Source organism: Microvirga pakistanensis (assembly GCF_004458765.1).
Taxonomy (GTDB): Bacteria; Pseudomonadota; Alphaproteobacteria; order Rhizobiales; family Beijerinckiaceae; genus Microvirga; species Microvirga pakistanensis.
This window is the reverse complement of sequence record NZ_SPJX01000187.1, coordinates 95,321-119,875: the sequence shown is the minus strand read 5'-3', so window position 1 is coordinate 119,875 and position 24,555 is coordinate 95,321. Positions and strand designations below refer to the sequence as shown.

General features: G+C 62.6%; 17 protein-coding genes, 1 tRNA gene and 3 pseudogenes. 10 read left to right on the top strand and 11 right to left on the bottom strand.

Annotated elements, in window-relative coordinates:
* Positions 1-2 precede the first annotated feature (2 nt).
* Positions 3-377, bottom strand: coding sequence for a hypothetical protein (locus tag E4K09_RS12355; protein ID WP_134497382.1), 375 nt, complete (start codon positions 375-377; stop codon positions 3-5).
* Positions 378-388: 11 nt separating this feature from the next.
* Complete coding sequence (locus E4K09_RS29770; RefSeq protein WP_166802281.1) at positions 389-628, bottom strand: hypothetical protein; 240 nt, start codon at positions 626-628, stop codon at positions 389-391.
* A gap of 1,495 nt (positions 629-2,123) precedes the next feature.
* On the opposite strand from E4K09_RS29770, the gene E4K09_RS12350 reads away from it, so the two are divergent.
* A tRNA-Tyr gene (locus E4K09_RS12350) sits at positions 2,124-2,212 on the top strand.
* 37 nt (positions 2,213-2,249) lie between these two features.
* On the opposite strand, the gene E4K09_RS12345 is transcribed toward E4K09_RS12350, so the two are convergent.
* Positions 2,250-2,978, bottom strand: coding sequence for a gamma-glutamylcyclotransferase (locus E4K09_RS12345; protein WP_134497380.1), 729 nt, complete (start codon positions 2,976-2,978; stop codon positions 2,250-2,252).
* A gap of 107 nt (positions 2,979-3,085) precedes the next feature.
* On the opposite strand from E4K09_RS12345, the gene E4K09_RS29020 reads away from it, so the two are divergent.
* The 4 genes from E4K09_RS29020 to E4K09_RS12325 all read left to right on the top strand — a co-directional run bounded on the left by E4K09_RS29020 (position 3,086) and on the right by E4K09_RS12325 (position 6,476).
* A complete protein-coding gene (locus tag E4K09_RS29020) occupies positions 3,086-3,364 on the top strand; it encodes a hypothetical protein (RefSeq protein WP_166802280.1) in 279 nt (92 codons plus the stop codon).
* Between the two features lie 38 nt (positions 3,365-3,402).
* Positions 3,403-4,191, top strand: coding sequence for a substrate-binding domain-containing protein (locus E4K09_RS12335; RefSeq protein ID WP_134497376.1), 789 nt, complete (start codon positions 3,403-3,405; stop codon positions 4,189-4,191).
* 227 nt (positions 4,192-4,418) lie between these two features.
* Positions 4,419-6,086 (top strand): IS630 family transposase, encoded by a 1,668-nt coding sequence (locus E4K09_RS30165; RefSeq protein ID WP_244610470.1) that lies wholly within the window; start codon positions 4,419-4,421, stop codon positions 6,084-6,086.
* Between the two features lie 45 nt (positions 6,087-6,131).
* Entirely contained in the window at positions 6,132-6,476 is a 345-nt protein-coding gene (locus tag E4K09_RS12325; protein ID WP_134497374.1) for a hypothetical protein, read from the top strand.
* 953 nt (positions 6,477-7,429) lie between these two features.
* Here E4K09_RS12325 and E4K09_RS12315 read toward each other — a convergent pair.
* The 4 genes and pseudogenes from E4K09_RS12315 to E4K09_RS12305 form a co-directional block, all read right to left on the bottom strand.
* Positions 7,430-8,704 (bottom strand): endonuclease/exonuclease/phosphatase family protein, encoded by a 1,275-nt coding sequence (locus tag E4K09_RS12315; protein WP_134497372.1) that lies wholly within the window; start codon positions 8,702-8,704, stop codon positions 7,430-7,432.
* Positions 8,705-9,433: 729 nt separating this feature from the next.
* Positions 9,434-9,583, bottom strand: coding sequence for a hypothetical protein (locus E4K09_RS31040; protein WP_244610469.1), 150 nt, complete (start codon positions 9,581-9,583; stop codon positions 9,434-9,436).
* Positions 9,584-9,592: 9 nt separating this feature from the next.
* Positions 9,593-9,670, bottom strand: a pseudogene (locus E4K09_RS31035) (HGGxSTG domain-containing protein); the annotation flags it as partial.
* A gap of 22 nt (positions 9,671-9,692) precedes the next feature.
* On the bottom strand, positions 9,693-10,277 hold the full coding sequence (locus tag E4K09_RS12305; RefSeq protein ID WP_134497370.1) for a hypothetical protein: 585 nt from the start codon (positions 10,275-10,277) through the stop codon (positions 9,693-9,695).
* A 473-nt stretch (positions 10,278-10,750) separates the two neighbouring features.
* Between E4K09_RS12305 and E4K09_RS12300 the strand changes: the two are divergent.
* Positions 10,751-11,096: pseudogene (locus E4K09_RS12300) on the top strand (transposase family protein); the annotation flags it as partial.
* A 150-nt stretch (positions 11,097-11,246) separates the two neighbouring features.
* Here the strand turns inward: E4K09_RS12300 and E4K09_RS12295 are convergent.
* The 4 genes and pseudogenes from E4K09_RS12295 to E4K09_RS12280 all read right to left on the bottom strand — a co-directional run.
* Complete coding sequence (locus tag E4K09_RS12295) at positions 11,247-12,014, bottom strand: outer membrane protein (RefSeq protein WP_134497368.1); 768 nt, start codon at positions 12,012-12,014, stop codon at positions 11,247-11,249.
* Between the two features lie 131 nt (positions 12,015-12,145).
* On the bottom strand, positions 12,146-20,110 hold the full coding sequence (locus E4K09_RS12290) for an Ig-like domain-containing protein (RefSeq protein ID WP_134497366.1): 7,965 nt from the start codon (positions 20,108-20,110) through the stop codon (positions 12,146-12,148).
* Positions 20,111-20,875: 765 nt separating this feature from the next.
* Positions 20,876-21,076: a hypothetical protein gene (locus E4K09_RS12285; protein WP_134497364.1), complete on the bottom strand. Its 201-nt coding sequence runs from the start codon at positions 21,074-21,076 to the stop codon at positions 20,876-20,878.
* A 192-nt stretch (positions 21,077-21,268) separates the two neighbouring features.
* Positions 21,269-21,574 (bottom strand): annotated as a pseudogene (locus tag E4K09_RS12280) (YybH family protein); the annotation flags it as partial.
* Between the two features lie 518 nt (positions 21,575-22,092).
* Between E4K09_RS12280 and E4K09_RS29015 the strand changes: the two are divergent.
* The 4 genes from E4K09_RS29015 to E4K09_RS12265 all read left to right on the top strand — a co-directional run bounded on the left by E4K09_RS29015 (position 22,093) and on the right by E4K09_RS12265 (position 24,542).
* Positions 22,093-22,257 carry a hypothetical protein gene (locus tag E4K09_RS29015; protein WP_166802278.1) on the top strand — a complete coding sequence of 55 codons (165 nt, stop codon included), beginning with the start codon at positions 22,093-22,095 and terminating at the stop codon, positions 22,255-22,257.
* Positions 22,258-22,496: 239 nt separating this feature from the next.
* Positions 22,497-23,093: an ABC transporter substrate binding protein gene (locus tag E4K09_RS30645; RefSeq protein ID WP_134497360.1), complete on the top strand. Its 597-nt coding sequence runs from the start codon at positions 22,497-22,499 to the stop codon at positions 23,091-23,093.
* 124 nt (positions 23,094-23,217) lie between these two features.
* Positions 23,218-23,967 (top strand): SDR family NAD(P)-dependent oxidoreductase, encoded by a 750-nt coding sequence (locus tag E4K09_RS12270; RefSeq protein WP_134497358.1) that lies wholly within the window; start codon positions 23,218-23,220, stop codon positions 23,965-23,967.
* A 29-nt stretch (positions 23,968-23,996) separates the two neighbouring features.
* Positions 23,997-24,542 (top strand): 2,4'-dihydroxyacetophenone dioxygenase family protein, encoded by a 546-nt coding sequence (locus E4K09_RS12265; RefSeq protein WP_134497356.1) that lies wholly within the window; start codon positions 23,997-23,999, stop codon positions 24,540-24,542.
* The last annotated feature ends 13 nt before the right edge of the window (positions 24,543-24,555 follow it).

Sequence of the window (24,555 nt, the reverse complement as noted above, 5' to 3'; positions counted from 1 at the left end):
TCCTACCGTGGCACAATTTGCCCTGAGAGTGTCCGCTTCCAAGGGCTGTTTCGCCCACACGGCAACGGCCTCTTTGAGGCTTCCGCGCCGAGATGCCGGATCTTCTGGCGCTTGGCATGCGCGGCGCGGCGATGATCGTCCCGGGTCTTGTCACGGGCGCAGATTTCATGCGCCGGGCCCATGTTCCCAAAGTCATCATCACCGCCCAATTCCAGCGCCCTCAGGTGCTCCACAATCCAGCGCTCGCGCACGGCATCAATCGCACACTCGCACAGCACGCACACACCGCCGGTCTTCTCCCACACTTTGAGCCGCTGGTGGGGCGTCAGCTTGCGGCGCATCGTCGTTCCCACGTCATTGGTGGCGATGAAGGGCATGGCATCCCCGATCACGTGACGGAGGGCCGAGGGGATCGCCGGCAATCCTCAGGATCGCGGGTCTTGGCGAGTTGATCGAGAACCTGGCGCAACAGGGGCTCACATTCTGCCGGCACGGCCTCGCAGGCTCTGAGGCCGTGGACGAATTTGCGCCAAAGATCCCCGTCGGTGGGGATCACATGCAGCCGGATCCCGAGGGAGGCTACGGTCAAAGGCGCATTGCCGGTCGTTGAGCCCGATACAACCACCATCACTGGTCTCGGGCCATTCTGGTGAGAGGCGTTTGTCATAGGAAAGGCCCTCCCCTCCTGCATGAGGGAGCATCCGGAACGAACAGCAACGACATCGCACTCCGCAAACATGCACTTCACCAAAGGCTCTCTACGCACAACGACCACTTATTCTAGTGCACAAGCGTTTTTACTTCGACATCTAATAGAGTAATTCTACCTAAATACGCTGCGATTCGCAATTTGTTAGAAACAAATACATGAAATTTCAGAGAATCAATTTTTCATCCATGAGCTCAGCTTTACGAACTGCGATGCTAGAAGCGGATTTATCTTCCACCTCATCAAAGGGCATTCGATGCCCGGACGAGAGCCGACGGCCACATCCGGGACTCCGGAGCTTTCTTTCGTTGCCAAGCACCTCATCCTCGCGATGAGCGGTTTCAGCTGCCTCATGCCTGGGCAGCCTCCTCACGGGCTTGATGAGCGCGTCCTTCGCGAATTTCGTCACGGCCGGTGCGGCGAGGGCATCGGGCGAATCGCACCGTTCCGATGACATCCCTCGGCGACCGTGCCCGAGCTGATCCGCTGATGCAGCAGCGAGGATCAGCACTCTTCCCCAAGGCAGTCGGGCGCGGATGGACCGCCTCGATCTGCTTTGGGGCTGTTAGCGTTTCAGCGCAGCAACCGTCTCGCACGCCCGGGCCTAACATCGATTAATTGGTCCATAAAATAGCCACGGTTGAGCGGCCAAGTCTTGCATCTGCGGCGTCTGTTTCCTCGGGTTGCAGATGCCTTGGCTGAAAGCCCCCAAATCTCTTCATCCAAGGCCCGGGCGCCCTAGCCGGAGGTCGGCAGCGACCCCTCGGTTAGGGCGCCTTTACTTGCCGTCACGAGCAAACTTGCGAACCGCCGTTTACCGAACAGGTTTTGGAGTGTTCCGAGCGTATTCAGAGCAGCGGAGCCGATGGCGCTCAACCTGTCGAGAAACCACCTAAGGCGCTCTCTGGCTGGCAAAAGCGTCTTCGGAGACTCTGAATGGGCCGTCCGCCCGGAGTAGCTCAAAGGCCAGTTTGCAAGTTTAGCCCTCTAGGCAGAGGCTGAAACGGCTGGGGACACCATCTACAGAGGTCTCGCCATGACCCACTTGCTTCAATCAAGTGCGAAGCTAGCAGGTATCCCCCTGGTTTCAGTCAAGCGGCTGTTCGGCAGCTTCTTGGCTAATGGCTGGATGGGCCAACAGATGGACTACGGCCCAAACTTTAGCTGGCACTATGACGATTGCGACTAGTCAGCTGCGGCTCTCACCGTACCACCGATAACACCGTGGATATTCTTCACTCCACCAATGAGGGCCTTGGGCAACGCGTCCCTGAAGCCTTCTGCGTGTCAGCCCTGCTCCTAGTCAGGAAGAGATACGTCGCACTTCGAAAGAGCCAGCTATCGTCGCCATATCTCGCCTATCATGCAGTAGCTCAAGATCAGAGCCTTGGACTTTGATCGGTGGAGATCAATTGGGGAGGTGCCCGAGCGGCAAAGGGGGTGGATGGTAAATCCGCTGGCTTTTCAAGCCTACGTAGGTTCGAGTCCTAACCCTCCCCACCACCGTCCCTTTCAGACCGTGTAATTCGCGGAGGCGCCTTTATTCAACGGGCGATGTTGTAGTCGATTCGGGAGGGGAAGTAGCGGCTTGGATCCGCTCGGCGACCAAGGCTTGCAAGCGCCAGAGATTGCGGTCCCGGATGCCCAACTCCTCCAGATGCGCAACCGTATTCTGGAGATACTCGGCGCAGGATCCCCAGTGCCCTGCGGCCTTCGAAAGGACATCTGCGACCTCCTCCAGAGGGAGCCTACCCGCATAGAAGGGGCTGCGGCGGTCGATCACAAACCCCAGGGCCTGAACGGGGCCATCCGCGGTCTGCGCCGTGAGCCAACGCGGCGGGGTGGCTGGTGGGTTCACCACCAGCTCACGGCGAAACAGCCCGTTGAGGACAGTTGGCGCCTGATCCGCGGGGACGCGGAAGATCATGCCCTGACACTGTCCGCCCCGGTCCAGCACCATCATCAGCCCATTCTGGTCGCGGGTGGCGCGAAAGCGGGCAATCCTGAGGCAGAAGGAGCGATGCCAGCCCTGAACAGTGGCCATCCGGCGCTCGGCATACTCAAACCCGGGCTTCCACAGGAGCGATCCGTAGCCAAACAGCCAGAGATCGCCCGCCGGAGCCTCGGCGAGCAGGTCCCGAATGATGGCGTCGTAGTCCGCATCCGTCAGGTAGACCGCACCGGGGCTGGGTCCGGCGTCCTCGACCGCGCGCCTCACGCTGGCGACCAACTCTGCCGTAAGCGCCATCTGCCGCTTAGCTGAAGGCATGACCCTGCTCCATCAAAGGACCCGAACAAGCAGGCAGGTCATCCTTGACCCCATCGCGCGAGGATGAGCTGTCGACGCGTACGCCACTGTTCGAGATCCTGCTGTAGGTGACAAAGGCACTCCTCGGCGAGGGCGATATTGTGGCCACTCTGGATCATCCCCTCGATGATACGGATCTGGCTGGCCGAACGGTGCTCGCTCTCGGCGATATGCTGATCCGCCTGAGCAAGGTCTTCGCGGTCTTGCTGTACGCCTGGCATGGTCTGCCGATCATGCGCCTGATTGCTCGCACGAGCCACGTAATTCGCAGAAGCAGCGTTATGGTACAGAAGGTCCGGTTCGTCCGGCGGTCAGACTCTCTCGCGGCGCAGCGCAAGAGGGTGTAAGGTCGGAAACCAGGGCGCGGGGAACTCGGGAGGACGTCATGCTGATGCTGACCCGTCGCGCCGTTCTGACAGGCCTGCTGGCGCCGCTGGCGCCCCGGCTCTCGTGGGCGCAGGCCACCGAAATCCGGGTGATCTGCTCGGGCGGCTTCACGGCTGCCTACAACAAACTGGCTCCCCGCTTCGAGCAGATGACCGGCAAGAAGGTCGTCAGCGCCTACGGGGCATCAATGGGCAACGCGCCGGATGCCATCCCCCAGCGCCTTGCTCGCAGCGAGCCAACCGACATCATCATCCTCGCGCGTTCGGCGCTCGATGAGTTCACCGCCCGTGGGGTGGTTCGTCCGGACAGCCGCGTCGATCTGGCCGAGTCCCGCATCGGGCTCGCAGTGCGGGCTGGCGCTCCCAAACCAGACGTTTCGACAGTGGACGCCCTGCGCCGGACCCTCTTGGCTGCGCCGTCGATTGCCTACTCGGCCAGCGCAAGTGGGGTTTACGTGTCGACCGAGCTCTACAAGCGGCTCGGCATTGAGGCGGAGGTGGCGCCGAAAAGCCGGCGCATCCTGAGCGAGCGCGTGGCGGCGGTGGTTGCTCGAGGCGAGGCGGAGATCGGCTTCCAGCAGATCAGTGAGATCCTCGGCATCCCCGGAGCCGAGCTGGTCGGCCCGCTTCCGCCCGAAGTGCAGCAGGTGACGGTGTTCTCGGCCGGGGTGCTGGCGAGCGCGCAGCAGCCGGAGGCAGCCGCGGAGCTGATCCGCTTCCTGTCATCGGCGGACGCTGCTGAGACCGTGAAATCAACCGGACTGGATCCAATCACGCGTCGCGGATGAGACGCGGTGCCCGAAGCCCGCCGTCTTGGTTGAATCTGGACTTCACGAGCGTGCGTAATTCTCAGAATTACTGGGCGCCCTTGGCTCTTGGCTAGCCTTTCATCATCCCGCGTGAGCTTGGTACTGGCGGAACGGGCGCAGTCGCCCGGCCGAGCCACGATTCACATTCTGCTTGGACCCTGTTACAGTTGAGATCTGAAGAGCACCGCCGCGCGTGAGGTCACCTCATGTTCAGCGATCCTGAGCAGTGGGCACGGATCCGATACCGGGTTCTGGTCGAAGGAGTCTCGCGGAGCCAGGTCGCCCGTGAGACCGGCGTCAGCATGAATATGGTCCGGAAGATGCTGCGCGAGAAGCAGCCGGTGGCCTACGGTCCACGAGAACAGGTCTTTCCGAAACTCGGACCCTACCTGCAGACAGTCCGGGATATGGTGTTGGGCGCAGAGCCACCGATGCTATCCTGCCGTGAGGTCTACAGGTCTATTCGCCAGCAGGGCTTCACGGGAGGGTACGACACCGTCCGCAACTACATCAGGTCACTGAAGCCGACGGATCGCATGCTGTGGGAAGCCACCTACGATCAAATCGGACCCTTGGATAGGAAGTCCGCCGTCGACCTTTTGATGCGGGTAGCCAAGCGGTGTCGAGACAACGAACGGCAGAGCCTCATATCGTCCAGAGGCTGCAAGACTCCCAAGGAGTTGACGAGGCAAGCGGTTTTCACGTGGCTGCGTGAACTTCTCCAACACAAGATGCCGGCCCCCGCCCTGCGGTGCGAACTGGGCGAGGTACCGGACCTCGACGGGCTGCTGGAGCGGCTTCATGACGGTAACCGCCACACGCGCAACCGGTCGCTGGTGATCCTCGGCAGCTTACGCGGCTGGCCATCGACGGCAATCTGCGCCTTTCTCGGCATCGAGACGAAGACCTATCGCGGCTACTGCCAAGCCTATGAGAGGGGCGGAGCCGCAGCCCTGTTTGCACCCCGAGCCCCAACCCGCAAGAAGATCAACAGCGATGCCCTGAAGAGCCTGATCTTCACCATCCTCCATGAGCCGCCGCTCACCTACGGCATCCATCGGACGGCCTGGACCCTGGGCACGTTGCAGCAGGTTCTCGCGGCAAAAGGCAGCCCTGCGTGCCGGGATACCATCCGCACGATCACGCACCGGGCCGGCTGGCGCTGGCGCAAAGCCCGCAAGGTGCTCACATCCACCGACCCGGATTACTCTGAGAAGGTTCGGACCCTGCGCTCGACGCTGGCTGCGCTGCAAGCAGACGAAGCCTTCTTCTCGATCGATGAGTTCGGGCCGTTCATTGTGCGGCGGCAGGGCGGCCGAGCCCTGACGCCTCCTGGTACAGTCCGGACTATCCCCGCACGGCAGAAGGCGCGCGGCACCCTGATCCTCACGGCGGCCCTGGAGCTGGCAACGAACCAGGTCACACATATCTACAGCGCGAACAAGAACACAGCCGAGATGATCCGGCTGATCGAGATCCTGGCCACGCAGTATGCCGCCTGCCGTCAGCTCTACCTGTCCTGGGACGCGGCGTCCTGGCACTCCTCGAACCAGCTCAAGGACTGGCTGGCCAAGTACAATGCCGACGCTCAGGTGGGGGGCGGGCCGCAGATCAGGGTCGTGCCGCTGCCCTCCTGTGCGCCGTTCCTGAATGTCATTGAAGCGGTCTTCAGCGGCATGGCGCGCGCTGTCCTGCACAACAGCGACTATCCCTCTGCTGAGGAGGCTCAGGCGGCGATCGACCGCTACTTGGCCGAACGGAATGCCCACTTCCAGGCACACCCGGAGCGGGCGGGCGAGTGGGTGTGGGGGCTCGAGCGCCAGCCGGCCGTGTTCTCGGAGGCCAGCACCTGCAAAGATCCCGCATACCGGTGACAGGAATTGGGGTATTCTGACCATAACAGCCGCTGGAGGTGCTCCATGACTGTTGAGCGTGAACAGCTGATCGAACGAGCGATCGAGCGGGCCATCGGGTCACTTGCGGAGGACCAACGGACGATGGGGGCCGGTGGCTTGTTCGAGCTGACCTATCCCTTGGTGGCAGCGGACGTCCCCGACGCCTCCTCGGAGGAGATCAGGGCTGCATTCGCCTCGGTGTGGGGGATCGAGCCAGCGGATCGAGGTCTGTATGAGCAGGTTCTTGCCGTGTGCGACCGGCATGCGCCCGGTGAGGACAAAACCATCCAGCAGGTGCTGCAACGGGCTGCAAAGGACGGCGATGTGGAAGCAGCATTGCTCCTCGCCTTGGTCAAGAACATCCGCTGACACTGTATGCCCGACCCATTCGGCTGTTGATGGTTGAGCCAGGCACTCGGCTGATAGCAGCCAGATGTCTGCTTGAGCGGGGACCACCGGACAATTTTGAGTGGCGCGGATCATCCCCTGCTGCTGTTGTGTGTCGTCGGAGGCGTCGACTGACCCTTTCGCTTGCTGCCCGAGCGTTTGTAGACCAGCCAGCTCAGTCCCGAGACAAGTGCCGCAAGCACGACCCAACCCGTACTGGGGTAATCTCGAAAGCTGATGCGCTGTCTTATACCAAGCTCGTCATCCCTATCGGATTTGGGCTGTTCATTCCTGTCGGACATTGCGGATCCCCATCAGTTAAGCCCTTATTTAGTGGCTCCGGCGCAATCGTTGAACGGGGGCTGTCTTCCGGGGAGCGCGGTTCTCCGGCAGGCCCAAGCTATTAGGAGCGTGTGGCCGGCTCCGGACCTAAATGTCGGTGACTGCCGTAAGGATGCTAAGTGAACAGCGTATATAGGTGTGGCCTCCTCTGAAATGGCGCAAGATCAGCGGCCTCGGCGGCCTGGTCTGCCACCATCACGGTAGGACATATTAAAGCCGAGGTTCGCATTAGCCTTTACCCACTGACGTGGAGGACCTGCTATGCGTTATCTCGGTCTGCCCCTATTCCTGGCAGTCTCGGCTGGCGTGCTGGTGCCACTCCTGATCCTGATAGCTTTCATGGCAAGTGTGCTTATCTCAGCACTGACTTTCCCTTAAATGCATCGCCGGGCGGACGGGGATGGGGACGGCATTCCGTGTGAGAATGTCTGCCGCTCAAAGTCTCAAGTGGACGCAATCAAGCAAAGGGTTGGCTGCTGACCCTCGTCTGCCTTCCACATTAGCCGGGGCGCAAGAGCGCTCCCGATGAAGACCGCTCCTGATCTCCACAATGTAAAATGCTCCGCGTAGGCGCCAAGTGCTGCAAAGCCCCTTCAGTCGAGATCCTGATCGGCCAAATCCAGGACAACTGGACAGTGGTCGGAAAGACGCTCGTAAGCCGCCGGCATCGAGCCTCGGATTGGAGCGCCCCCGCTTTCCGCACAGTACCCGGTGAGGCGTAGTTCAGTACGTTCCGCCTCCGCCATGGTCCGCCCGACCAGAACGTGATCAAGCCAGCCACACACCCCCTCAAAATACTCCGTGCAGGCCGGTGTGAGTTTCAGGTGGCGGTATTCAGGCGCCTCCTTCGAGGTGACTTGCCCGAGGAGCTGAAGTTCACCTTCTGCGTCAGCACGACCCTGAGCTCCCATCGTGTTGAGGTCACCCAACAGGATAATGTCAGCATCGGAGGCTTGGCTATTCAGATCGGCGAAGACGCTGTCGAGGCGATGAAGTGCCGTCTGCCGGTGTTCGAAGTCGCGCTCTTTCGTGCCGGAATCGGCGTGAGCCACCACAATGTGAAAGTCGGCACCGCCGCTGAGGCTCTTGGCGTACGCACCTCTTCCTGGACGCAGATTGTCTGCGCAGGGATTGTCGCTACTCATGGAAGCACCGTTCAGCTGCCACACGTCTCGCGTATTGCTCAATGTGATACGATCGGCGTTCCACACAAAGCCCACGTGCTGCGCCGACTCGTCACCACACTCCTGTAGATCCACACGCCAATTTCCGCCCATGTGAGCTTTCAACCCGTCGAACAGAGTGGCCCACGCGAAATCTGCATCCCGGGTATCCAGGATTTCCTGAACTGCGATGACATCGGCCTGCATCCAGGCAAGGACACAGGAGAGCCAGTCCAGGTCCGTGTTGATCCCCTCCCGCTCAGGGCTTGTCCAAGGGAACCATCGAATGTTCCAAGTGGCTATGCGGATGCGGTCATCTGATTTCACGAGGCGCTCGCCGTTTGCCACGCGCGAGCGGCATTCGTCCGGTGACGTCCAGACGGCAGAAGTGGCTGCGGCACTCTCTCTTGTCGAAGGGCCGGGGTTTGGAGTGGTTTGCGCGGCCAGATAGCGGGCGAGGACCCACGCTTGCAGTCCACCCGGAGTTTCAACTTGCACCCATCGACTGTTCGGCTGGATCGCAACGATCTTCGCCTCAGAACCGTCCAGAGCGCGTCCGACCAGACTCGGACGGGGCTCACGATGCAGGGGCACGCCAAGGGCATGCTCGGCCCGAAAGACCGCTGCATCACCGACTTTCCAATCCTGCGCAAGAACAAGGGAAGACCAGAGAAGCATGAACGACAAGAACAACGCTCGGACCATGATCAGTCACCCACGTTAGTAGTTCGTCGAGACAAAGAAAGTACCAGATTGCATATCGCGCGCAATACAAAGGAACAAGGCAAATGCTAGACGAAAATCTCCTTCAACTTGCATTGAACTGATACTGCGAGACCTTCTATGGCTATGTGCGGGTTAGCCCAACGTCTTAGGTAACTAGGATGAGCTTGCTCCCTCAGCCCACCCAACTTGAAAATGCTATAGGGTCCTGCAGCGACTCCGTGATTGCCCTGATCGGCTCGGGAGCCTTGGGCATCGAATGCCGATCACGCCCCCGAGGTCGTTCCCCTTTTCGTTCGGGATCAGGTTCGCGGCGCCGACGTTGTGGGAGCACTAACTTCCCGGTCCGGTCCCTTCGCTGGATTGAACAGGTACAAGGGACGAGACGGGGCTCTCGACGAAGACACACCTCCATCTTGCACCGATCAGTTTTCTTCGATCATAGCTTTCTGGATAGCCTCACGGACCATGATCTTTGGGGTTGCAGTGCAGACCTTCAGGATCTTCTGACCCAATTCTTTCATCATCGCGTCAGCCTCTGCGTCGCCTGTCGTCACGTCACCGAAGATGCCCTTGGAGACGCGCTTTGCTGCCCTCAGATAGGCACGCGTAGGACGCGGACGTCCTGAGGGACAACAGAACGAGGTGCCATCCTCCCGGAGTTCCCCTGGAGCAGGCGAGAGTCGAGAAACCGGAACCCGGTTGCCACGCCTACTCAAGATCGTCCAGCACCTGGCGTGCGCGCTTGAGCAAGGTGCTCACAGCCTGACGCTGCGCGATCATCGCGCGGGTGTGCAGCCCCGTCTGGAGCGCATTCTGGTTGCCGTGAGGGGCTCCGGATCCGGCAGCGCCCCCGTGCATCCGGCACCGCCGCTTTCCCTGGACTGCGGGCGCCCGACAGGCGCACCCTGCTCGGGTGAGCGCGCCACAGCGCCGGCTCGCCCGCATTGGTCCGGTGTTGCGGACATGGTCACCCAAGGCGAATGCCCCGTTCGTCGCGCTCAGAGAGGTACCGCTTCACCCGCTCATCTTCCTGGTCCAGCGCCGGGCCTGGGCCACTCTCACCAGTCTTTGCCGCGGATGCAGCCGCGTCCGGTCTCACGGCGCCCTCCGTTACCCCGATGCCCACCTGCACCCCGACCACCGCCTTCCCGCCCGATTCGACGTTGAGAAAATGCCCATGTGGTTGCGACGCGGCGCCCCGGCCCTGCAGCCGCTCGAACACATCCAGCACCCGTAGCCCCATGGCACTCAGCTTCACGGCATGATGCAGGTTCATGTCACGCACGGCAGGCAAGGATCCCTTCTCGGCGGCACGCTGGAGGCTTTCCATGCTAGCGAAGTGCAGTGCCACGAACTGTCCAGCCAGCATCCCCTGGACGGTATTCTGCGGCTGCATCTCCATCATAGCCGCCACGGCGGCCTCCTCGAGATCCGGAGAGTGGGCCGGAGTCATTCGGGAGGAGGCCGGCATGGTCTCCTGAACCTGACGGATAAGGGCCTCCTGAAGACCCGGGTGCCGCGTTCCCGTGGCCGCTTTCAAGCGGGTGCCCACTGGCGCCCCATCATCCCTGGAAGCTGTTTGTGGTAGCTGTGACATAATCGTTCTCCCTTTCCGGTGGAGAAACGACTTACTCTCGCGATCAAGTGGATCGCTAGCCTCAGTAGACAAAAATGTAATCTATTTTTAACCCGGTTATTGACTTTGGCACTGTCAGTAGACATGGCCGTTTGCAGATGCTCAATGCTTCAACGGCTGCAAGCCCGCCGATCTCTTACTGTGCATGGGGTTGAATTTCACTTTTAGCAGATGGCCAGAATAGGTAGGTCACCTGCAGCGGTCCAGCGCTCGTCCCTCGGTCTGCCTAGGATCGGTCGGCTGCGTAGACCATCGCCCGCTGGTCCAATCATTCGTATGAGGAATGCCACTCCCTCCGGATGCTCAAGGATCTGGATTGCGCCATCAGGGTCTTTACTGAAATCAAAGCCGCTGCCGGCAGGTAGCACGCCACGGCAAGTTGATCAGAGCTTGTCGAAGTCCAGCCGACCATCCCGCACCTGACGCGCTCTTCACTCCATCATTGTCTACAGCGGCATGGGCATCGGCTTGGGCGTTTGCTGGATGTGGAGAGTGACAAGCCCACTAAGAAGCAGTTCAAGAGCTCCCCCATCAGCTTCTGCCACATCGACGTTGCCGGAGTGCGGACCACCCAAGGCAAGCTCTATCTGTTTGTGGCCATCCACCGCACCAGCAAGTTCGCCTTTGCGCAGTTGGTGAACAAGGCCAACCGAGCCACCGCCTCGGCCTTCCCTGTCGCCCTGATCGCGGCTGTGCCCTAAGATACACACGGTGCTCACCGATAACGGAATCCAGTTGCGGCTGCCCCGCGCTACGCCAATGGCCCGAATGCCGATGACAGCACCCGTTGATCCAACCAACAAGCATACGAAGCGTACCACTGGATCCTGGACGAGAGGCGGCCGGCTGTGTTGAGCCCTTCACCCTGCCCTTGTGGCGCCAGGATCAGAATCGCAGGTTCAATCCGACGCGGCTGATCCAGCCGTCGTTCTTAAACCGATAGCTCGCCTGGCTGGCAGAGCGTGCGAGCGTCAGCGTATCGTCCTGGAGGTTGTAATAGAGCGTCTCCGTCTTGAGCGACAGGGTCGGCGTCAGCCTGTGCTCGCTGCCGGCGCCCACCACAAAGCCGGTGCGCCAATCCTCATGGCTCGCCTGAGGGCCCAGTCCCACCGGCTCCACCGTGATCCGCCCCTGCCGCTCGATCCGCGCCATGGCGAGACCGCCCGTGACATAGACCAGCGAGCCTTCGACGAATGGCAGAACCCCCGGCAGCGCCATACCGAGACGGCCCTTCACGCTGCCGAAGAGGCTCATCTGCGAACTCAGATCCGTGCGCAGGGCGAACGGGGCTTCCTCGCCCTCGAAGCTGCGGCTGCGGCCCACGTCCAGAACCGTGAGATCCGCCTCAACGCCCGCCACGAGGCGGCCGAAGTCCCACAGGTAGCCGATCTGCGCGCCGCCCCCCAGGCCGGTGTCGGTCAGCCCGGCGCGGGCGGGAAGCGCGGCCGGCGAGACGCCCAGCACGCTGGTGCGCACCGCCTCCCCGGCGTCCCGAATCCAGGCGCCGTGCACGCCGGCATAAAAACCGGTCCAGCTCAAGGCGGCAGCAGGCAGCACCGGAGCAACCGGTGCGGCCCGGCCCGGCAGGTCGGCGGCGGCCGATACGCTCGTCCCGGCGATCAGGGCTGACAGGGATAACAACAGGCGCTTCATGAGGATCTCCGGCGATTCGGGCGGATGGTAGGGCAAGACCTGCGCCGGCGCTGTCACACGCGCGCCACAAGGTCCGGCGGCAGAATGAGATGCAGGTCAGGAGGCAGTCCCTCCCGTCCTGCGGCTGCGGCTTACAGGATCACGTCCCCATGCGAGAAGTGGCCCACGATCTTGATCTGGAAGTCGGCCTTGCGGTCGCCGTTCGTGTCGCCCGACAGGATGCCGTCCTCGAAGCGCAGCTGCCCGGCCTTGCCAGTAAAGCCCAACTTCAGGAGGGCAGCCGTCTCCTTCGGGTACAGGAAGGGTGCGTTCGCCCCCACCCAGGTGAAGGCCTGGTCGCCTTTCAGGTGCACATTGGCGTCGATCCCACGCAGGTCGATCCGATCCACGCCGGACTGGAAGTCGTAGATGACGTCGCGCTGCGCACCCGCCCGGCTCTCCTGGACCGCGTTGAAATCGAATACATCCGCGCCAGCTCCGCCCCACAGCTTGTCCTGGCCCAGGCCGCCCACGATCCAATCGTTGCCGCCGTCGCCTTTGAGGCTGTCGTTGCCCTCGCCCCCCAAGAGAGTGTCGTTCTCCGCGTTGCCATACAGAAGGTCGTTGCCGGTGCCGCCGTCTAGCCGGTCATGCCCTGTGCCGCCCTCGAGGCGGTCATCACCGGTGTCGCCATAGAGTCCGTCGTTGCCCGATCCGCCGATGAGCCGGTCGTTGCCGCTGCCACCCCACAGGCTGTCGTTGCTGGTGCCCCCGTCGAGGGTGTCATTGCCGGTATCGCCGGAGAGACGGTCATGGCCAGTCTCTCCCAGCAGCCGGTCGTGACCCGACCCACCATACAGGCGGTCGTTGCCGATCCCGCCCGAGACGGTATCGTTGCCCGCATCCCCGTACAGCCAGTCGTTGCCGCCATGCGAGCCGACATAGTCGTTGCCGCCCCCGCCGTGCAGGGTGTCGTCGTCGGCCCCGAGCACGATGTGCTGGCCGGCGCCATCGCCATAGACCACCTGCGAACCAGCGCCTCCGGTGATCGTCACTGCGCCGATCACCGCCGCAAAATCCACGTTCTGGAGCTCGATGTGGCTGCCGGAGGGCAGGCCGCGGGTGTCGATCACGAGGGCGGTCTGGGGCGCATTCGCGGCCGGGCTGCCGCTGATGACCAGCGGCTGGGCCGGGGCCGTGCTGCCCGATGCTATCGTGGGCAGCAGCGTCTGCACGATCAGTGGCACGTTGGTGGGCAGGCTTGCGAGAAAGCCCGCGCCGCTGCCCGTCAGGGAGGCCTGATCCGACGAGCCCGCCGCCGTGTGCGCCCGGATCTCGCGGATCAGATCCGCCACTGAGGAACCCGCAGGCTTCGGGGTCACGAAGCCCGACGCGACGAGACCGATCCCGACACCAAGTTGGGCCGTCAGCACGCTGCTCCCGCCCACGCTGACCAGCGGGACATCGGCATACATGGGATTGCCGCCCGTCTCGCCCCTGTCTGCGGTGATCGGCATGATCGCGACGCGCTGCGTCTGCGAGCCGTCCGGGTTGGTTGTCACCACGGTCTCGACCTCGGCGCCATCGACAGCCTCGCCCGAGCCGGTCACTGTGACGGTCACCGTCTTTACGGTGCCGTCGAGCGCCTTGACCGTGAAGGTCTCGGTCTTCGTCTCGCCTTGGCGCAGCGCCTGGGTGGCCTTGGCCTTGTTGTCGAGAGCATAGGTCCAGGTCCCGGTGGCCGCATCGAAGGCGAACGTGCCGTACACGCCCTTCTGGTCAGCCTGCGCACGGAACCCCGTCTGGCCGGCATCGGCATCAAGGGTAGTCAAGGTGCCGCGGGCGAAGAGCACACCATCCTCCATCACCATGCCCCGGGATGTGCCCCCGAAGGTGGCAGAGTCATTGGTGCCGCTCACCCGGAACGAAAGGGTCGCCGTCTGCGTGCCGCCCTGGCCATCGGAGACGGTATAGGAGAAGGTGTCGGTCGCAATGGCGCCTGCCCTCAGGGCCTCCGCTGCGGTCGTGTTGGCCACGTAGGTGTAGCTGCCGTCGGCCTTGAGCGTCAGCCGTCCGTAGGTGCCAATGATCGCGGTGCCGGCGGCGACTTCGCGGGAGTGTCCATGCGCGACCGCGCTCACCGCGAGCACATCCCGATCTGGATCGGTGTCGTTGGCCAGAACGCCATGCCGCGCATTCGCCGATGCTGTGCCGTTCTCGACAACCACGACTGGGCCATCATTGGCCAGGGTCGGCCTGTCGTTCACCGGTTGGACCGTGATCGGCACGTTCCGGGTGACGGAAGCCTCCCCGTCGCCGATCGTAACGGAGATCGTGGTCGAGGTCGGCTGGCCAGGTTTGCCGCCGTTCTCCTTTGGAACAAAGACGAGACTGCGCAGAGCCGCCTGGACCTGGGCCGCAGTTCCGGTGATGGAGTAGCTGCCGTCGGAGTTTAGCGCAAAGCCGTCGAGACGGGTTAGGGTGCCCGTGCCGGTCTTGTCCAGGCTGATCGTGGCTGTGAGAACCGTGCCCATGCCATCGGCGTCACTGACGATCACGTTCGTGAACGGCTTGCCGCTCGCCTTGTCGGTGATCGCGAGCCCTGCCGGGACCCCGCCGATCGTTGGAGCATCGTTGACCGGAGTGACGTCGACGGTGAGAGTGTGCTCCCTCGACGTATTCTGCCCACCGTGCGCGGTGCCGCCATCGTCCTGGACCTTGAAGCGGATCGTGGCGTAGCCAGAGCCGTTCGCGTCCTTGGCTGGAGTGAACGCCAGCTTGCCGATGTCACCCGCGGAAATGGACTGGCCCGCCACGACCGCACGGCCATTGAGGGTCAGCGTACCGCTCTGCGGCAGACCCGCAATGATGATGGCCTTCAGGGAGTGTCCATCCAAGGCATCCGAGAAGCCGAAATCTGCGGCCGTGAGGCTGCGGGTCCGGTCCTCCTGCAGGGACACGGTCCTGTTCTGCGCGGCGGGGGCGTCGTTGACCGGAGCGACGTCGATGCGCATCTGGTGCTGCGCCGAAGTGTCAACGCCGCCGTTCGCGGTGCCGCCGGTATCCTGGACCCGGAAATTGAACGAGGCGAGGCCCTCCCCGCTCATGTCGGTCGCCGGCGTGAACACCAGTTTGCCGATCTCGCTGGCCGCGATGGATTGGTTCAGGACAACCTTATGGCCGTTGAGAGTCAGCGTTCCACTTTGCGGCAGGGTGACGACGGTCACCGCCTTGAGACCATGCCCCTCGATATCGGCAAAGCCGAAGTCGGCAGCCTTGAAGGTGTACGAGTCATCCTCCAGCAGGGTGACGGTCTTGTCCTGCGCGGTCGGCGCATCGTTGACGGGAGCCACATCGAAGGTGATGCGGTGAACGCCGGATGTGTCGGAGCCGCCGTTGTCCGTACCGCCACTGTCCGTCACCCGGAACGCGAAGCCTGCAAGGGCCGCGCCGTGGCTGTTGGCTGCCGGAGTGTACCCCAGCTTGCCGCCGTCGAGGCTTGCGGCTGGGATGATGTCGCCTACCACAACCGGCCGCGTGGTGCCGGTGCCGAGATCGAGGAGCGTCAGGACACCTTCCTCGGGCAGGCTGACGATCTCAATGAAGCTGAAAGCGTCGCCCTCGACCGGATCGGAGAAGCCGAAGTCGGCGGCCGAGAAACGATAGGTGCTATCCTCCAGGAGCGAGATGGTCTTGTCCTGCCCGATCGGCGCGTCATTGACGGGTGCGACAACGATGTCGAAGTCAGCCGTGTCCGTCTTCGCCCCACCAGCGCCAGTGTTGCCGCCGTCATCGATGGTGACTGTGACCTTGACGTTCCCGCTGGCGTTGTCCGCACCGAGGAACGTCAGGTTGCCCGAGGCGATGAAGGCGTTGATATCGGCGATCGTGCCCGTCAGTGTCAGGGCCGAGGCGAATTCACCCACGTTCACCCCGTCGCCATCGCTGGCCGCCAGTGAACCGGAAGCTGCGGAAAATGTGACGGTGACCAGACCCGGTCCAGCATCGGCATCCGAGAAGCTGATGCCAGTCAGGGCCGCCCGTGCGTCCTCGTGCGCCTCGATCGTCGCCGGCGCTGCAATGACAGGAGCATCGTTCACGGCCGAGACGTTCAAACTCACCGTCCTGGTATCGCTCAGCGCTCCGCCGCTGCCGTTGTTCCCGCCATCATCGATCGAGATCGTCAGCACCCGTGTGCCGCTGTCGTTCGGGGCCGGCGTGTAGGTGACACCGCTGCCGGCGATGAAGGCATTGATATCGGCGATCGTGCCCGTCAGCGTCAGGGCCGAGGCGGTGCCGCCGACCGTCACGCCCGCGCCGCTCGTGGCAATCAGCACTCCCGCCGGCACGCTCATGGTCACAGTGACGGCGCCTGAGCCCGCGTCGACATCCGCAAAGCTGATGCCGGTCAGGGCCGTCGGCGTGTCCTCCGTCACCGAAAGGCTGGACGGCACGGTCGCGATTGGGGCGTCGTTGGCAGGCGTGACGGTCACCGAGACCGTGTCGGCGGTCGGCGAGAAGGCCGTCGTGCCGCCGGTCGATCCGGTATTGGCCGTCCCGCCGTTCGTCCCTGCGGTGCCGTCCCAGGCACGGATGGTCAGTGCCGCGGGCACCGTGCCCTGGTAGTCCGCCGCAGGCTGGAAGTAGACCCGCGTGCCGGCATCCCCCAGCAGCAATCGGGCCGCGTCGGCGCTCGGCATGCCGAGTGGCATCCAATGGGCACCATTGTCGGTCGAGAAGAACCACGTTCCCTGTGAGGCGTCGGCCCCCACGATGGCAATGCCCCTCGCGTCTCCCGAATCGGCATCCGAGATGCCGCCGGTCAGGGAGGACACGAGCGTTCCCACAGGGCCGTCCGGGCTGCCTGAGTCTTCGGCAACGGGATTCAGGGCAAGCGGCGTGTCGGCCAAGGCGGGGGAATCGTTGACACTGATGATGTTGACAGAAGCGGTGTCGGTGCCGGTCGAGAAGGCCGAGCCGTGAGTGGTATCGACGCCCGTTGTTCCGTTCGCACGGCCGTCGGTGCGGTCCCAGGCCTTGAAGGTGATAGCGTCCGCCACCGTGCCATGGAAATTGGCCGCGGGCTGGAAATAGAGCCGTGCATCGCTGTGGAGCACTAGCGCGCTGGTCGCCGAGAGGTCGGCTGACACCTGATCCCAGCTCACGCCGCCGTCGGTGGAGCACCATAGAGTTCCATGGGTGCTGACGCCGACGACAGCGATGCCCTGCAGGGCGCCTACATCAACATCGGTCATGCCACCCAGCAGCGCGGAGACCAACGTGCCGTTGGCCGTGCTGCCGTCGGTCGGGTTGCCGATGTCCTCGGCGATGGCTTTCAGGGTGGAAGACTGTGACACGTCGAGCACGGGCGCATCGTTCGTAGCCACGACATTGAGCGTGATCGACGCGGGAACGCTCTCCAGGCCGGAGCCGTCCGCGACCTTCACGCTGATCACCCGATCCGCATTGCCGACCCCGACCGTCGGGTTGTCGCTCGTCGTGCTGTACGTGAGCGTACGCAGTACCGCCTGGTATGCCGCCACGGTGGCCGTGCCGCTCAGCGTCAGCACGCCGGCCGCCGCGTTGTAACTGCCTGTGATTCCGTCCACGGCTGCAAAGCCCAGTACGTCGCCAGCAACGAAGTCCGTCACCACCAGTGTCGCGCCGGTGAGCATGGGGCTGTCGCTGTCGGCTACTGTGAGCGTAGGAGCGATGATCGTTGCGGCCCCGCCCTCGGCATGGGTGGGTGTTGGCGCGCCGCCCTTTGTGATGATTGGCTTGGCCGAGACTGCGATATCGAAGGTCCGGCCCGTGACGGGCGCCGCTCCGTCCTCACCGCCATCCGCAAGGGAGAACGTGAAGCTGTCGCCGGTGTCGGCTCCACCGCCATGCAGGTACTTGATGCGGCCCTGATCGATGTCGTTCTGGGTAAAGGTGCTGTTGATTCCGAGGGCCTCGCCCCCATCGATGACGCCGTTGCCGTTGCCGTCGCGGAACAGCGTACCGTAATCGGTTGCGTCGGTGACCGTGTAGGTCAGGCCCGTCGCTAAATCGTCCGGATCGTTCGCGCTCAGCTGCCCGGACGTGAGGGTGAAAAGGCCGCCCGTCACGGTCGAGGCGCCGAGATTCGTGCCGATTGCCGGTGCATCGTTCACCGGCGTAGCGATGAGGGTGATCGTCCCGTCAGCGGGGCCCACATTCGCCGCGTCCCGAATCCGGGTGGCAATGGTGACGTTCTTGTCCCAGCCGGCGGCCGACGTGAAGGTCACGGCTGCGAGCGCGGCGTTCACATCGGCCGCGGAGCCTGTGACGGTCCACACGCCGGTACCCGCGTTGTAGGTCGCGGTGGCCGAGCCGTAGGTGCCGGCACTGAGGCTTCCCGCAGCCGGAGTGCTCAGGGTCAGAGTAGCGGTGATCGTCTCACCGGGGTCGACGTCGCTGACGACGATGTTGTCGAGCGCGACAGGGCTGCTGGCATCCTCGACAAAGGTCTTGCCCTGGGTCATAGACACAGCGGTGGGAGCGTCATTGACCGGGGTGACGGTGACGGCGATCGTGCCATCCGCCGGGCCGGTGTTGGCGGAGTCCCGGATCCTGGTGGTGATGGTGAAGCTCTGATCCCAATTGGCAGCCGGCGTGAAGGCCACGGCCGCCAAGGCCGCGTTGACATCGCTCACCGACCCGGTGACCGTCCAGACACCAGTGCCCGCATCGAAGGTGGAGGTGGCCGAGCCATAGGTGCCGACGGTGAGGCTGCCAGCCGCCGGATTGCTCAAGGTGAGCGTCGCCGTGACCGTCTCGCCGGTATCGATATCGGTGACAACGATGTTGTCCAAGGCGATACTGCCGCCGGGATCTTCCGCGAAGCTCTTGTTCTGAACGAGCTGCGTGGCGGTCGGCGCGTCGTTGATCCCGGAGACGTTGACAGTGATCGTCCCGTTGGCGGGACCTGCTCCGGCGGCATCCCGGATCTGCGTCGTGATCGACACCGGCCTGTCCCAGTTGGGGGCAGGAGCGAATGCGACCGCCGCCAAGGCTGCATTCACGTCCGCAACGGACCCGGTCACGGTCCACACTCCGGTCGACGAATTGTAGGTTGCTGTGGCCGCGCCGAAAGTTCCTACTGACAGGCTGCCTGCTTGGGGCAGATTGAGCGTGAGCGTCGCCGTGACCGTTTCCCCAGCATCGGCATCTGTCACGACGATATTGTCCAGTGGGACCGCTCCGCCATCCTCGACGGCGACTTTGGACTGGGTCAGGTTCACGGCCGTTGGCGCATCGTTGACACCCTCGACGGTGAATGTCGTGGTAGCCGTGTCGGACCGGCCGGTCGAGTCCGTGACCGTATACTGGAAGGACGTGGCGCGTGTTTGCCTTGCCGTCAGATCGGCGAAGTCGCCACCGTCGGAGAACTGCAAGGTGCCATCGCCATTCAGCAGAACACGTCCGCCGCCAACGAGGTCGACCCATTGGCCGACACCAGCCGCCACTCCGTTGATCGCCGTGACTGTCTGCTGATCAACGACGCCGAACGACCCTCCATTGTCGAGATCCGTATCGTTTGCGAGAACGCTCTTACCCGTGAGCAGAACCCCTGCCTTGGCGCTGAACGCGTCATCGACCGCATCCGGAGTGTCTTCGAGCATATTGTCGTAAAACACCGTCTGATCGACCTTGGTCCCAGGTTGGAAGCCCCAGAAGGACCAGTTGTAGGTCAGTGTCTTGGTCGAAGCGTTGTAGGTCGGGGCATTAACGGCATTGACGCCGTTCATCGACCCCTCGTCGGTGATCGTTCCGGGAGCGGCTCCGGCGGGAGCCAGGCCTTCGATCGTGATCGTGAACCCGGCGGGTTGTGCGGTCCCCTCGAATTGGGCGAAGACTTGGTTGCCGGAAATATCGACGGTCATCGTCCCGCTCAGGAGCCCGTTGGGCCCCTGCACCGGCTCCATATCGCCATCGCCGTCCGTGTCGGACAGGATCCTGGCGGACAGGGGCACGACGAGTTCGGCCCCGGCCCCAACGGTCACCGATGTGAACTCATAAGGAGCCTCGTAGACGAACGATCCCTGCAAGGAGAAGGTGATCTTAACCTGAATCCCTTCGAGACTGCCTGCCATGTCATGCCCCCTGGCCACCCCTGAGCCGAGTTCCAGGGTTGACGTGCCGCTCTGCGGCACCCTTGATTATTGTTACAATTCCAGGCGGCTTCTCGGAATGGTCCGCCTACGGGCGAACACTAATAAGAATAATCCCCTAACTGTCGAGCCAGATTCCCCAGAATATGTTTTTTGCTGATCTCTGGTACTTTACGGCAACATAGCCACTAAAGCGCCAATTGGCTTGGAGAGGCGTAACGCCAGTTGACCCAAATACTGCGTGGACGAAAGTCCGACTCCAGGCAACGCGTTGAAACTACCTTGCGCCGGCACGGTCGACGCTTCGTCACTAAGCTGCAGAAAGCCCTTAGCTGGAGGGACGATGAAGCCAAGCCGGTTCCTCCACTCTTGGAGAACCGGGAATGTCCATAGGAACATCGTTTCGGAAGGATCTTGGTCCGCCCATCCTGCGCGCAATCCCCCTGATCTGGCATCCGAGCCGTCACGCACGTGAGAAGAAAGTCCGCGAACTTCCGACAATCGTTTATGGAAGGGAGTCCGAGGAGGCGAACCCCAGCCGTAGACAATGCTCGCTTTTTGGCTTTGGCAAGCCTCAGGTAAGCCTATTCTCCTATCAAGCTGCTGTTGAAGCGCCGAACCGCTGTGAGCTTAGCATGGCGGCCCCCTTTGGCGCTTTAGCCCTCATCTTGGGTCGCTGTTCGCAGCGGCCTTTTTTGTGCCTCGCTTGGACGCGGAAAACAGTCCGCGAATTGCGCGTAAATGGCGTCATGGAACAACTCCCTGGATGCTGTCCTGCATCCATGGATGCTCCCATAGATGGCTCACGACCAGCGCGAGCAGGATCGCATTGAGTACAACGAGCAGGATGAGGGTGACCCGAACTCGCTTCTCGTGCTGGATGAGGCGCATCTTGATCTCTTCGATTTTATGGATCTGATTGCCCCAGCCGGGTTTGTGGTCGCGCATGGTCGTCTCCCAGACCAATGGTCTAGCAGCACGCCAGATAGGAAAAAATAGACCAGATGGCCTATGGGCTATGCCCGCGTGCACGTCTCCGATATCCGAGAGACCCGACCGGGGAGAACTTCCCCGGTCTTACGCCAGTGGAAACACGCGCGGCCGCGCGGTGAAGGGCCAAGGCAACCCTCAGGGCAAACGCTACTGATCGAGGTTCCAGGTGTGGAGGGCGGTGCGCCACTGACCGTCCTCGCGCTCAAGCACATTGACCCAGTGGCCGTTCAGCGGCTTGTCCCCGGCATCGGCTTGCCAGCGTCCATCGACATAACCCCTCCCGCTGTTGCCTTCTCCGCCCTGGACCGTGATCTTATGGTTCTTGACCCCACCCTTGATGAAGCCGCCGAACAGCTTCTCGGCTCCTTCCGGGCCGGTCACCTGCTCGCCACCTGCCGGGAGGATCACGGCATCCTTGGTGTAGGCTTTCGAGAGCTTGGTGGCGTCACCCGCATTGAAGGCGGTGTCCTACGGCGAAGCGGTGGCCGTGGCTTGGCTTTTGAAGTCCTGCGCGAACGCTGTCCCGGCGGTGAGCATGCCGGCCACAACAAACAAGCACCCGACGGCTGGTTTCATGGCTTCCTCCCATCCGAGAGACTCCCCCAGAACCATCAAGTATGCGTCCAATCCGGTGCCTGGACCAGATCGAATTGTGCACAGACGCATTCATGGAACGGCCTCGCGTCAGCGGGCAGGGAGGTGACCAGGGCAGCAATTCCCTGGCCAGAAAGGGCATTCACTGCAACGGGCAACTTGACGCCATCGACAATGATCGGGTTCGCTGGGACGCCACATCCATCAATTGATGAATTCCACTACAGCGTCATCAGGTGAATTCGCGGAAGCGGACGATAGGAAATCGGCAGACAAGTGGCCGTCGAGCCCTGAAATCGGCATCCCAGCTTAATCTATGTTGCAAACTTCTGGGTTCGGATCGGGTATATTGATGATGTTCAAGCGGGGAGGCTCTCATGGCGGCCCGTCACGCATCCGACCACAAGGAAGCCGTGCGACTTGCCTGGAAGGCCCGGCACGTCCCATTCGGAACGATCGCCTTGAGCATTTTGCTCCTGAGCGGAGTTCTCTCGACGGTGTCCACGGTCTGGGGCTACGGCCCCGTCAACTCGATTCCATAAGAACAGTGAGAGACGATCCGAAATCGATCGCATCATCGCGCAGGTGATGATGATCCTCGCCGTTCGCATGACCGCCAGTATAGAACAGCCCTGAGTCTGCTACGGAATTTTTACCGTGGCCATTCCAAGATGCTCGACCGAGCTCCATTGCCCCCAAGCGTGGAGGCTGCCCTGGCTGAGGTCTACCCTTCGGCTGGGGCTTTTTTCATTTCAGGCCCGGGTTTCGCGAAACGCCGTTCATGGAACGGTCTTGCTGGTCAGCCCAACGCGTTCGGAACAGGATCGATCCTGTGACCTCGTACCGCCGAAACTGTACGGGAGGATGGGATGATCAACCGGAGAGCTTTGCTCTGGGTGCAGCCTCTGCCTGTCTTCTGAAGCCGCCCGCCGCCTCGGCACAGACCAGTGGCAGGATCCCTCGCATCGGTGTTCTTGGGACTGCTCTTACTATGGCCACGCAAGCCATTCCCGACGGGCTGCGCGATCTCGGCTGGATTGAGGGACAAACCATCATCATCGAGTGGCGCTGGGCGCGGGGAAACCCGGAACTGCATACTCAGCACGCGGCGGAGTTCGTGAAGAGGGGCGTGGATCTGATCTATGCCCCTGACTCCGCCCGGGTTGAGGCGGCCCTGTCTGTCACCCACACCATTCCGATCGTCTTCGCCATTTACCGTAAATCCGCGCGCTCGGCCCCGAAGCTACTGGCCGCGCCCCCTCACGACGAGGACCGCCAGCTCTCGATGTTGTCACGGACACCGCCGAGTGGTCCGGACCCGCACATGGAAGCCTTCAGGGCTGCGGGCCACCGCCCTCTGGTCCAATCATTCGCATGAGGAATGTCACTCCCTCCGGCAGCGGCCACGATCCCGTGGCAGGGTCGGGTTGGCTACATTCATTCAAGCGCTATGTTTCAAATCCTGCCGAGCATCCGATCAACATCCTGGAGAGAACAGCGGCATGCCGATCACTGATGCTTTTGCCCCTCATCTGTTCGACGGCCAAACCGTTCTGATCACGGGCGGCACAAGTGGAATCGGGCTTGCCTGTGCCAAGGCCTTCCGCGACTTGGGAGCCAATGTCACGGCAACGGGAGCAAGCGAAACCGAGCAGATGCGGGCGGCGGACGACGAGACCAATGCAGGGATCTCGTTTGCGGTTCTCGACGTCCGCGACGGTCCATCCATCGACCACCTGCTCACGCAGTTCAACCGCTTGGATGTCCTGGTCAATGCCGCGGGCGTGATCCGCCGTGACATGGAGCACGACCCAGAGGTCTTCGCAGACGTCATCTCAGTCAATCTGACCGGTGCCATGCGGGTCTGCGCTGCCTCGAAAGCAAGGCTGCTCGAAACCAAGGGTTCGGTGGTCAACGTCGCATCCATGCTCACCTTCTTCGGCGGCCCCCGGGTTCCTGCCTACAGCGCCTCGAAAGGTGGCATCGGCCAATTGACCAAGAGCCTCGCCGCCGCGTGGGCGGCCGATGGCATCCGCGTCAATGCCGTCGCACCGGGCTGGATCGCCACCCCCCTCACCCAGGCTCTGCAGGACGACCCGGAGCGCAGCGCCCCGATCCTGTCCCGCACTCCGATGGGCCGCTGGGGCACACCGGAGGAAGTGGCTGGCGGCGCCGTCTTCCTGGCCTCGCCCGCGGCCCGGTTCGTGACGGGCGCCATCCTGGCCATCGATGGCGGTTATCTGACCATGTAACTACAGTAAAGCCCACAGGAGCAGATTGCATGTCAAGCTCAGAGCCCACCTCTCCCGTTACACCCGTGAACGACAAGTGGGTGCCCTACAGGCATCCGCAGCCGAAGGACTCCCCGCCGGAGCTCGTGGTCCCGAACGCCGTCCCGACGGACGAACGGATCTGGGTTCCTGTGGAAGAGAACGTGTGGTTCCGACCGCTGCTGCTTGCGGCCTCGCGCGGGTACTGGATGAACCTGCTACGGGTGCGGAAGTCGGGCGTGCTCTCGCGCCATCGTCATCCTCAACCGGTGCATGCCTTCGTGCTGAAGGGTGAATGGCGGTACCTGGAGCATGACTGGGTTGCGACTGAGGGCTCCTACGCCTACGAGGCCCCTGGCGAGACGCATACGCTGGTCGTCGATCCTCATGTCGAGGAGATGATCACTCTGTTCCAGGTGAACGGAGCCATGATCTACGTGGATCCCGACGGCAACGCGACCGGGTTCGACGATGTCTTCACGCGGATCGAGAAGTGCCGTGCACATTATGCGAAGAACGGACTCGGAGCCGACTACATTGACCGGTTCATCCGTTGACGGCGACCTCTGC